Source organism: Lentzea roselyniae, assembly GCF_039537795.1.
Classification (GTDB): Bacteria; Actinomycetota; Actinomycetes; order Mycobacteriales; family Pseudonocardiaceae; genus Lentzea; species Lentzea atacamensis.
On sequence record NZ_BAABBE010000011.1, the window covers coordinates 77,449 to 89,142 of the forward strand.

At 64.1% G+C, this 11,694-nt stretch carries 4 protein-coding genes; 3 read left to right on the plus strand and 1 reads right to left on the minus strand.

Annotation, left to right across the window (positions count from 1 at the left end):
- Nucleotides 1-189 precede the first annotated feature (189 nt).
- From ABFX45_RS20945 to ABFX45_RS20955, 3 genes are read left to right on the plus strand one after another with little or no spacing between them, the layout of a single operon-like run.
- Nucleotides 190-3,429 (plus strand): LamG domain-containing protein, encoded by a 3,240-nt coding sequence (locus ABFX45_RS20945; protein WP_346131736.1) that lies wholly within the window; start codon nt 190-192, stop codon nt 3,427-3,429.
- A gap of 31 nt (nt 3,430-3,460) precedes the next feature.
- A complete protein-coding gene (locus tag ABFX45_RS20950) occupies nt 3,461-5,455 on the plus strand; it encodes a hypothetical protein (RefSeq protein WP_346131737.1) in 1,995 nt (664 codons plus the stop codon).
- Nucleotides 5,428-10,128: an RHS repeat-associated core domain-containing protein gene (locus tag ABFX45_RS20955; protein ID WP_346131738.1), complete on the plus strand. Its 4,701-nt coding sequence runs from the start codon at nt 5,428-5,430 to the stop codon at nt 10,126-10,128. Before ABFX45_RS20950 ends, ABFX45_RS20955 begins: the two co-directional genes overlap by 28 nt.
- Nucleotides 10,129-10,721: 593 nt before the next feature.
- Here ABFX45_RS20955 and pssA read toward each other — a convergent pair.
- Nucleotides 10,722-11,690: a CDP-diacylglycerol--serine O-phosphatidyltransferase gene (gene pssA, locus ABFX45_RS20960; protein ID WP_346131739.1), complete on the minus strand. Its 969-nt coding sequence runs from the start codon at nt 11,688-11,690 to the stop codon at nt 10,722-10,724.
- Between the last annotated feature and the right edge of the window lie 4 nt (nt 11,691-11,694).

The following is an 11,694-nucleotide window of genomic DNA, read 5'->3' on the forward strand; positions in this document are numbered from 1 at the left end:
CCACTCACGGCAAGTCCGGTGTGATCTGCCGCACCAATGCTACTCACTGTAAGACCACGGTGGCGCTTCGTTACACCAGTCGGTCGATTGTTCCCGAGAGAGTGATGATCGAAGCTGGCTGTCGCTAAGGGGGATGTGTCCGATACGGGGGGACTTTTGAAGTGCCATAGATCGGCGCGCGTCATTGGCGTGCGCGCATTCACACTCGTGCTGGCTGTTTCGGCGGGTTTGATCACTCCTGTGGCGAACGCCGCGGTGGCGCCGGACGAGTTGCCAGACGAGGTGTCCGCGCTGGCAGCGGCGCGGAAGTTCGACAAGCCGGTGAAGGTTTCCGGTCTCACGACCGAAGCCTCGGAGGCCGTCGCAAACCCGAACGGCAAGATGACGTTCACCCAGTCACTCAAGCCGGAACGGGCAAAGCGCGGAAACAGGTGGGTGCCTGTAGACACCAAGCTGCGCAAGCACTCGGACGGACTGATCCGTCCTGAGGCGGCTGTGGTGGACCTCCAGTTCGCCGGAGCCGGCCAGGGCAAGCCGCTCGCACTGGTGGCCAAGGATGGCGCCGAGGTGGGCCTGACCTGGCTGGAGACGTTGCCGGAGCCGAAGGTCGATGGCTCGAAGACGACGTACCGAGACGTGTGGCCGGGGATCGACCTGACGGTCGAAGCGACCGCGACCGGGTTCAGCCAGCTGCTGGTGGTGAAGACCCCAGAGGCGGCGAAGTCGGAGAAGCTGCGCAAGATCACCTACGGCTCGCACGTCAAGGGTGGCAAGCTGAGTCAGCGCGACGGCTTGCTGGAGGTCAAGGACGACAAGGGGGTCGTGCGGTTCACCGGTGTCGCCTCACAGATGTGGGACGCAACCGGCCGCCCGGCCAAGATGGGCGTCGAGCTGACCGACAGCACCATCTCCGTGCTGCCCGACCAGGCGTTCCTGGCCTCGCCGGAGACGAAGTTCCCGGTGTCGATCGATCCGAAGTACTCCTGGCCCGGGTACAAGAACCATCACGTGGTCCTGCAGGAGAAGTTCAAGGACGCTCGCAACTACGACCGCACCGACGGCCAGCTGAGCGACCTCAAGGCGGGCTGGCACAGCAGCACCGACTTCTCGGTCTCCTTCATCGAGATGAACGTGGCTCCGCTCGCCGGCAAGAAGATCCACTCCGCGAAGTTCGCGATGAAGGTGATCCACTCCGCGCACTGCGATCTGGTCGAACAAACCGCCTTGTGGCACGCCGGAGGGATCGGCCCCGACACCACCTGGAACAGCGCGCCCACCTGGTACAGCAAGCAGTCGACGACCAACAAGAAGAACAACGCCGACTACTGCCCGACCGACGGACAAACCGAGTTCGACCTTCGCGGCCTCGTCGAGACCCACGCCCAAATGTCGTACCCGGCAATGACCCTGGGACTCATGGGTGAACCCGGAACGAGGAACGACAAGGCGTGGCGCCGGTTCGACCTCAACCCGGTACTGAGGGTCGAGTACAACTCGTATCCGAGGATGGCTGCCGACCTGAGCCTGGAGCGTGGTCTGCTGCCCTGCCGCGAGGGCGGCACCGAGAACAGGGTCTACGTGCCGACCAGGACGCCTCGCATGCGCGGCAAGCTGGAAGACCCAGATGGAGGCGTGCTCACCGCGCACTTCGCGTTGCACAAGGGGCCGTTGGGTGGCAGCCACTCCATCGCGGACTATTTCGTCGGGGACACGTCGTCGGGTTCGTATGCCGAGGTACAGGTCGCGCCAGACGTGATCAAGGAAGACGGTGTCTACAACTGGTCGGTGAACTCGGGTGACGGGGAGCTGACCTCTGGTTGGAAGGGCAACTGCGAGTTCGTCGTCGACACGGTCAAACCCGTTGTACCGCAGGCGAATTCTCGTGAGTATCTCCCATCGCAACCCGGCGGTGGCGTCGGTGTGACCGGCACGTTCGAGCTGGACTCGGTGCGATCGGCGAATACCGACGTGGTGAAGTTCATCTACTCGTTCACGTCGGATGGTGGTGAGTCTCTCAACAAGGAGATGCCCGCCGACGCGGAGGGCAAGGCGACGGTCCGGTGGACGCCGGGCACCGCAGGAACGCAGACGCTGTTCGTCAAGTCGGTGGACCGCGCCGGGAATCTCTCCGATGTCCAACGGTACGAGTTCATCGTGCTGGCCGGTGGGCATCCGGTGGCGTACTGGCCGCTGGACGGCACGTTGACCGACACCAACGGACGCAACGCTTTGACGGCGTCAGGCAATCCGAACCTCGCTGCGGCGGGCTATGCGGGCAAGGGCGCTTGGCTGACCGGGGTACAGGACCACCTCAGCGGTGGCCCAGTGATCGACACGTCGAAGAACTTCACGCTGTCGGCATGGGCGAAGCTGGACAGCGCCGCCTCCAGCGGGTCGGTTCTCTCCACGACGGACGCCGCCGTGCTCAGCTCCAGCCTGTACTACGACCAGGCACAGAGGCGCTGGACGTTCGGCATGACGCCCGCGACCAACAAGGCTGATCTCAAGACGGTGCACGCGCGGGACGAGACGCAGGCCGGTGTCTGGACCCACCTGACCGGTACCTACGAATCCACCACCAAGACCCTCTCCCTTCACGTCGATGGCATGAAGCAAGGCGCGGCCACTGGACTGGAAGGTTGGCAGGCCTCGCAACTGCTGGTCGGCCGGCACCGGTGGAACGGCCATGACCTCAGCGGTTTCGCCGGCTCGGTCGACGAGATCAAGGTGTACGACCGCACGCTGAACGAGGCGGAGATCAAGGCGCTGGCGAAGCAGGCCGGAATCCGCGCCCACTACAAGATCGGCGAGGGCACCGGCACCTCCACCAAGGACGAGGTGACAGGTCGGAACGCAACCCTTGGTGGGAAGATCGACTGGAAGACGGATGGCGACTTCACTTCGCTGCTCCTCAACGGACCTGACGCGGAGGGCAATCCCCAGGACGCCGAGGCATATGTCTCGGCGCCGGCGCCGGGCATCCGCACGGACCGCTCCTACACGGTCTCCGCGTGGGCGAAGCTGGATCTGAACACCCGTCAGGAGACTGCCCGCACGATCGTGAGTCTGGTGCACAACGGCACCTCGCAGCTCGACCTTCGCTACGGGGGCGCCTCGGGGAAGTGGGAGTTCGTGATGGGCGGCACCACCGTGGCAACCGCTTACCGCGCGGATCTGCAGAAGTGGGTGTACCTGACGGCCGTCCACGACACGACCAACTCCGAGATGCGGCTGTATCTCAACGGCGTTTACATCACCAGGACGCCGTTCAACGGCGGGTCGGCGCAGACCGAGTCCACTTTGGAGTTCGGCAGGCTTATGCCGGGCACCGTCACAGGTGCCTTCTGGAAGGGCGGCATCGACAACGTTCGGGTCTACGCCGGTGCGTTGTCTGACGAAGAGATCTTGGCTCAGCGAGTTCGCAGCTGATTCAGCACTCCACTCCTAACAGAGGAAGATCATGCGTGCCCACAGCAGGTGGTCGCGCGCTCTAGCCCTGTCGCTGGGCTGGGTCATGATCGCCGGCGTCGTCACCCCGACGCCGGCGCTTGCCCAGCCCACGGGCAGAGACGTGCGCAGACCCGACACCCAAACCGAAAAGAGCGTCCCCGGCGAGCCCGCGAAACTGCGGCAGGTCACCCAGATCGCGGCGAACAACCAGCCGGCCGAGAAGGTCACCTGGCCAGTGGCGAGCAAGTCGGAGGTCACCGCAGCCGGTGACTTCCGGCAGGCTGGTATCTCCCCGATCAAGGTCAGCAAGGCGGACGCGACCCCGCTGCGGGTCGAGACGTTCGGCCAGGACACGTCCGCGAAGGTCGGCGTGGCGGGTGTCGTGCTGAAGGTGTCCGACAAGGCCGGCAAGTCACCGGGCAAGACGTCGGTCCAGGTCGACTACGCGGGCTTCGACCGTGCTTACGGTGGTGACTACGGCTCGCGGCTGCGGCTCGTGCAGCTGCCGGAGTGCGTTCTGTCCACGCCGGACAAGACGGAGTGCAGGACGAGGACGCCGCTGCAGTCACGTAACGACGTCAAGACGAAGAAGCTGACCGCGACCGACGTCGCTGCCGCGGCGGGCGCGATGGTGCTCGCGGCCGAGCCTGCGGCGGGCGGCGCCGGCGGTTCGTTCCAGGCAACCACGTTGTCTCCCGCGGGCAGCTGGTCCGCGGGCGGCTCGAGCGGCGACTTCACCTACAACTACCCGATCAAGCTGCCGGGTTCGGTCGGCGGGAACGCGCCCCAGGTGACGCTGGGCTACTCGTCCAGCGGTGTCGACGGACGCACCAGTGCGACGAACAACCAGGCGTCGTCGGTCGGTGACGGCTGGGACCTCAGTGCGGGCGGGTTCATCGAGCGTCGCTACAAGAGCTGCGGCGAGCACGTCAACAGCTCGATCGGGCAGAAGAAGACGGCTGACCTGTGCTGGGCGACTGACAACGCCACCATCCAGCTCGCAGGCATCTCGTCGGAACTGGTGAACATCCCGAACACGAACCAGTGGCGGGCCAAGAACGACGACGGTTCCAAGATCGAGCGTCTCAACCGCACGCCGGTGCCGGGTGGTGACGAGAACGGTGAGTACTGGAAGGTCACGACGCCGAACGGCACCCAGTACTTCCTGGGCTCGCGCGAGGCCGAGTCGACGTGGACCGTGCCGGTGCTCGGCAATCACCCCGGTGAACCGTGCTGGGACGACAGAAAGCCGCTCAAGGAGCGGTTCTGCCGTCAGGCGTGGCGGTGGAGCGTCGACTACGTGGTGGATCCGAAGGGCAACGTCACCCGGTTCTATTACCAGACTGAAAAGAACCGGTACGGGCGCTATCTCGAGGCTTCTGCCGGAGTGGACTACGAGCGCGCTGGCCGGTTGCACCGGATCGACTACGGCCTGCACAGTTCGGACGACAACGCCTCGGCCCCGGCTCGGATCGAGTTTCACTACTCGGAGCGGTGCGTTCCCTCAAGTGGTTTCGACTGTGCTCCTGGCAAGTTGAACAAGGACAACGCGAGGCAGTGGCCGGACGTGCCGTTCGACCAGATCTGCGCACCCGGTGCGCAGTGCGAGAACCAGTACTCGCCGACGTTCTTCTCACAGTTGCGACTGACGAAGATCCTCACCCAGGTGCGCAAGGAGAACGTGGCCGCCGAGTGGCGTGACGTCGACCAGTGGGAACTCGGCCAGAGTTTCCCGCCCTCCAACGACGGCCTCGACCCCGCGCTGTGGCTCGACAGCATCAAGCACACCGGTCTGGTGGGCGAGGCGAAATCGTTGCCGTCGACGAAGTTCGAGCGCATCACGCTGGCGAACCGCGTGGACGGTGACAGCGATGTGTACCCCCGCTGCTGCGCGGGCGGATCAAGCGTGTTCAGCACGAAGCCGGTGGTATCACCGAGGTCGAGTACACCGACAAGGACTGCGTTCCGGGTCAACGCATGCCCAGCATCGCCACCGCCCATCTGAACACGCTGAGGTGCTTCCCGTCGTACTGGACGCCGGAAGGTGCCCTGGAACCGCAGTTGCACTGGTTCCACAAGTACGTGGTGCGCGCGGTGATCGCGGACGACCGCGTTCGTGAGCTGAGTGAGCAGACCAAGATCTACTACGAGTACGAGAGCATCGCGAACGCCCCGCTGTGGCACTACGACGAGAACGACTTCGGTGACCCGAAGTACCGGACGTGGTCGCAGTGGCGTGGTTACAACAAAGTCCGCACCATCTCCGGCGACACCAACGAGCCGGACCGCCCGGTCACAGAGAAGATCTACCTGCGAGGCATGGACGGCGACACCGTGCCGGGCGGGAAGCGCGATGCCTGGGTGGAGTACGACGGCGAGCGGATCGAGGACGCCGAGCGGCTCAAGGGCGTCGAGTGGAAGACGTTCGTCAAGAACGGCGACGCGGTGCACTCGAAGACCACGAGTGAACCGTGGATGTCACCACCCACCGCGGTGAACGGTGACGACAAGGCGCTGCTGCTCAACACCAAGACTGTGACCACGACGACCTATCTCGGTGGTGAACGCTGGTGGACCAAACGGGCGAGCACGACCTTCGACGACGCTCACGGACGTGCCCTCAACGTCCAGGACGAGGGTGACATCGGCGTCACCGGGGACGAACGGTGCACGACCACCACCTACGCGCCCAACGAGGCCGCGTGGATGTGGAACTACGCCAGCCGAATCCTCACCTACGCCGCGAAGTGCGATGTCGCGGCAACAGACGACAACACCATCAGCGACACGATCTCTGCGTACGACGGCAAGGCGTACGGCGACGCACCGACCACGGGCAACGTGACCACCGCGTCGCGGTGGAACGGTGAGCGCACGAGCCCGCGCGAGTACCAGGTGGTCACAACCACTGAGTACGACATCTACGGCCGCGTCAAGAAGACGACTGACGCCGCGCTCGGCCAGACGACGACGTCGCACGAGCCGGCGTTCGGGTTTCCGGTGCGCAAGGTGACCACCGCCAATGCCAAGGGCCACACGTCGACCGTCGAGTACGACCCGGCGCGAGGCCTGCCGGTCGCGCAGATAGGCGCGAACGGCGAGCGGGTCGACGCGAAGTACGACGCGCTCGGCCGGCTGACTCACACCTGGCTCCCACACAGGGAACGGGATCTGAGCGCGAGCGCAATGTACGAGTACATCTACGACGAGTCGACCGCGACCGTCATCGAGGTGTCCAAGAGCCTGCGTGAGCGTGACGAGGGCTACAACGTCTCGTACAAGATCTTCGATGGTCTGCTCCGCCCTCGTCAGACGCAGACGCCTGACGGTGAGCAGAAGGCAGGGGAGCTCGGACGGGTCATCACCGACACCTTCTACGACTCGCGCGGCCTGGTGACCAAGACCAACAACGCGTTCTTCAACAAGCAAGCGCCGGACGGCAAGTTGCTCGTGGTGCTGGACGCCCAGGTGCCTAATCAGGAGTTCACCAAGTACGACAAGCTGTCACGTCCGATCAGCGTTTCCTACCACAAGTTCGGCACGCCCCAGTGGAACACGACCACCGTTTACGCGGGCGACCGTGTGCACGTGACGCCACCGCCGGGACAGACCCCGACGACCGTCGTCACCGACGCACACGGCCGTGAGATCGAACGCATCCAGCGTGACGGCGACCAGACCGACACCACGAAGTCGACGTACAACTTCAAGGGCCAGCTGGAGCAGGTCACCGACCCCGCAGGCAACAAGTGGTCGTACGTGTACGACCTGCTGGGCCGCAAGTGGAAGGAAACCGACCCGGACCGGGGCACGACCACTGTCGAGTACAACGCCCTCGACCAGGTGGTGAAGACGACCGATAGCGAAAACCGGTCGTTGACGTTCAAGTACGACCAACTCGGCCGCAAGACAGAAATGCTCTCCGGCACCACACCGCTCGCAAAGTGGGAGTACGACGGCAAGAAGAAGGGCCTGCTCGACTCGTCCACCCGGTACTCCGGTGGCCACGCGTACGTCCAGCGGATCACGGAGTACGACGCCTACAGCCGCGTCCTCGAGACCCAGGTAGAGATCCCCACGGTGGAAGGGACGCTGGGCCGGACCTACATGTTCGCCCGCGACTACACGCCGGTCACCGGCGCGCTCCTCTTCACCGAGTCGCCGGCCGCTGGTGGCCTGGCCGCGGAAAGCGTGTCCACCGCCTACAACGACCAGGGCGCGCCGATCAAGACCGGTGGCCTGAACACCTACGTCAACGAGCACATCTACTCGAAGTTCGGAGAGACGCTGCGACTGACCCTCGGCGCCGACATGAGCCCCGACCAGCTGTGGCTGACGAACTACTTCGAGGAGGGCACCCGCCGGCTCGAGCAGTCCATCGTGGACCGTTCACGGGACACCGACTACCGGATCTCCAACCGCAAGTACTCGTACGACACCGGTGGCAACGTCGCGAGGATCGCGGATCAACCGAGTGACGCGACGGCATGGGACACCCAATGCTTCCGTTACGACAAACTGCGCAGGCTGACCAAGGCATTCACACCGCGGTCAGGTGACTGTGCGGGAGAGCCGACCGCTGCGTCTCTCGGCGGTGTGGCGTCGTACTTGTACGACTACGGCTACGACAAGATCGGCAACCGGACGCTGGAGCGCACGACCACGTCGTCCGGTGTGGTCAACCGCAAGTACAACTACGACCCGGCGAACCAGCCGCACGTGGTCCGCTCGATCGACGAGTCTGGTCCGTCCGGTATGGCGCATGACGAGTTCAGCTACGACCGGGCGGGAAACACCACCACTCGCAAGGTCGCGGGCAACACCCAGACCATCTCCTACGACGTCGAGGGCCGTACGTCCAAGGTCGTCGAGGCTTCCGGCAAGGAGTCGTCGTACCTCTACGACGCCGATGGCGGCCGACTGATCAAGCGTGAACCGGGCCGTACGACGTTGTATCTGCCCGAAGGAATGGAGTTGGTGAAGGATGACGCCACCAAGCAGGTCTCGGGCAAGCGGTACTACTCGCACGGCGGCACTGTGGTGGCGGTGCGTCACTCGAGTGGCCGGTTGTCTTATGAGGTAAGCGACCATCAGGGCACGCCGGTTGTCTCGGTCAAGGCCGGCGAACTGACGTATCAGCGTCAGTACTTCGATCCGTTCGGCAAGGCGCGTGGTCCGAACGGCGGCTCATGGCCAGACGACAAGGGCTTCGTGGGTGGCACGCGTGATGCTTCCGGCCTGACGCATTTGGGTGCTCGGGAATACGACCCGGCCATCGGTCGGTTCCTGTCGGACGACCCGATCATGAACACGGCGAATCCGCAGCAGGTCAACGGGTATTCGTACAGCAACAACAATCCGGTGACGTTCAGCGACCCGTCAGGTATGTACCTGGAAGGCGGCACCGGTTCCGACGGGCACAACTACGGCATCGACAAAGAACGCAACATCATCGTTGGTAACTGGCCGGGTGGTGACGAGGCGTCCGCGGCGGCGTACCCGGCGGCGACGAACAAGCGGCGTACGGCTCATGCCGCGTACAACAAGGCGCAGCAGGCTCGGTATGACGCCGCGGGTGGTAAGGACAAGTACGAGGAGTACTTGCGCGAGGCCAACAACTCGCAGTCGTGGTGGGACGTTGTTGTTGCGGAGTTGCCTGACCTGTTGATGGATCTCACGGGTATCAACGACATCAAGGACTGCTTCACCAGCTTCGACATTCTCGCGTGCGCAAGCCTGGTGCCGGCGGCGAAGGTCATCAAGCTCGTGCAGGCGGCTGAGCGGATCGTCAAAGCGATCATGAAGGCGAACCGGATCATCGACAAGATCGCGGATGCCGCCGCGAGGTTGCGCCGGGTCGAGGAGAAGGCCGAGGAAGTCGCCGAGGCGGCGACCAAGTGCCTGGTTAACAGTTTTGTGCCGGGCACGAGGGTGTTGATGGCCGACGGATCGTCGAAGCCGATCGAGCAGATCAAACTCGGCGAGCGAGTCCTCGCTACAGATCCGGAGACTGGTCAGAGCCAGGCTGAGGGCGTCGTGCGGACCATCGTCGGTGATGGCTCAAAGAACCTCGTGGAGCTGACGGTTGACGGTCAGTCGGAGAAGATCGTCGCCACTGATGGGCATCGGTTCTGGCTGCCGGAGCTCAAGGAATGGGTACGGGCGGACAAGCTCGTTGCCGGTGTCTGGTTGCAGACGTCTTCCGGGACCTGGGTGCAGGTCGTCCAGGTGCGGAGGTGGAGCGCTGAACAGCGCGTTCACAACCTGACAGTCAGCGGAGCCCACACCTACTATGTGCTTGCAGGCGCCACACCTGTGCTCGTTCACAATTGTGGGACGACTTCGATCTATCGGACCTCGCCAATCGAACGAGGAAGTTCGGAGCTCGATGGAGGACTGAATGCCGAACACTTCCCTCGCACCGATGATGGTTCCTTCGATGGTGCTGCTCACTTTGGAAATGAGAAGACTGCGACCGAGTGGGCGCGTGGATCCGTCGATACTCACGGTGTGGGATTCAGGATCGAAGTTCCCACGCCGTGGCTTCGGGATCACATCAACGCGGGTCGGATTGAGGAGTGGGAGGGAATGACTGATGAGTATATGGAGTATGTAATCCCGAGAGAGCTCTTCGGCGAGTTGAACTCATTCTCCAGGTTCCCTTGGAGTGGCAGATGACAACTGAGTTTCCCCGTTTGGAGAAGTGGCAGATAGTCTCAGCAGTGGTAGTCGAGCGGATGCCATATGGCCTCAGGGTTCGCGTGCCATCTGGAGAGGTAGGCGTCGTTGATCGCGCACTGATAAATGATCTTCCGCTGAGATTATCCGAGTGGCCTGAGCAAGGGGATGAACTGGAAGTGGTCTCAGGCGGGTACACGACCGGGGGGCAGTTGCGGTTGAGCGCCCGCAGGTCTGACCTGGACATTGCAAGAGTTCGCAGAAGTTGAGAGTTCTCTCTGAGGGTGGTGTGAGAATTACGAGCGCCACCAGATGCGAAATGCGATAGCCCAGAAGCCCTGTCAGATTCAGTTCTGGCGGGGCTTCAGGGCGTATGAGGGCAACGTCAGCGGATAGCCGCTGCGGCGGGTTTCGCCCTGGATCTACGAAGGGCTTGGGTCGGAGTGGAGCTCTCGCAGAACCGGGGGTGGTTCCGTGCCATCGAGCGACGGATAGCTTTTCATGATGTCGCACTAAGGGTGTCTGCTCATCGAGCGGAAAACTGCGGGCCGTGCACATTGTGGTGTCCGGCCCGCAGTCTGATCAGCGATCGATCACTGCTTGTGGTGGCGGCGAAGGCCCAGCTGACGCCAGGAACGGCGCCGTCCACCAGCGGCAGGCATCGTGCCGTCGGCCGCGGCAGCGGTCGAAGCGTCACGCCGAGGCCGACGCACCGCCCGCATGGCCGCACCGGCAACGCGACCGTGCAACGGCTGACGCAGCCCAAGACGACGAGCAGCCACGCCGTGGGCGCGCTTGATGGCGCGACGATCAGCCCCGGTGACGGTCCACGCCTCGGGGTGCTTCGACAGCCACATGTACCGGCGCACCGAGTACGGCAGGTGCGCGAGGTACGCGACCATCGCGATGATCAGCGCCACCAGTGGGAACGTGATGATCGCGGCGGCCAGCAGGCCGATCAGGACCAGCAGGGGGGCCACCGCGCGCGGTGGCACCTTCACCGTCTTCACGGACAGCGTCGGGATGCGTGACACCAGCAGCATCGCGACGATGACGGTCCACACGCCGACGACGACCGGGGAGTTCCACCAGCCGTCGCGGCGCACCTGCTCCTCGATGATCAGGGGGAGGAGCAGCAGCAGGCCGCCTGCCGGGGCCGGGACGCCCACGAAGAACTCCTTCGCGAACGGCGGCTGTTCCTTCTCCAGCAACGTGTTGAAGCGGGCCAGGCGGACCACCATGCAGACCGCGAAGATCAGCGCGATTACCCAGCCCGCGCGGCTGCCCTCGAACTTCCAGAGGTAGATCGCGAGGGCCGGGGCCACGCCGAAGGAGATCGCGTCGGCCAGTGAGTCGAGCTCCGCGCCCATCTTCGACGTGGCGTCCAGCAGGCGGGCGATGCGGCCGTCCAGGCCGTCGAAGACTGCGGCGGCGGCGATGGAGGCAATTGCGGCGCCCCACATGCCGACGTTCGCGAAGTGCACGGCGGACAGGCCCGCGCACATCGCCAGGACCGTGATCGCGTTCGGCAGGAGGCGAACGCCGGGCCCGCTGGGTGCCATCAGG

Coding starts and splice junctions, on each gene's coding strand:
- ABFX45_RS20950 (WP_346131737.1), top strand. CDS start 3,461: ATGCGTGCCCACAGCAGGTGGTCGCGCGCTCTAGCCCTGTCGCTGGGC.
- ABFX45_RS20955 (WP_346131738.1), top strand. CDS start 5,428: ATGCCCAGCATCGCCACCGCCCATCTGAACACGCTGAGGTGCTTCCCG.
- pssA (WP_346131739.1), bottom strand. CDS start 11,690: ATGGCACCCAGCGGGCCCGGCGTTCGCCTCCTGCCGAACGCGATCACG.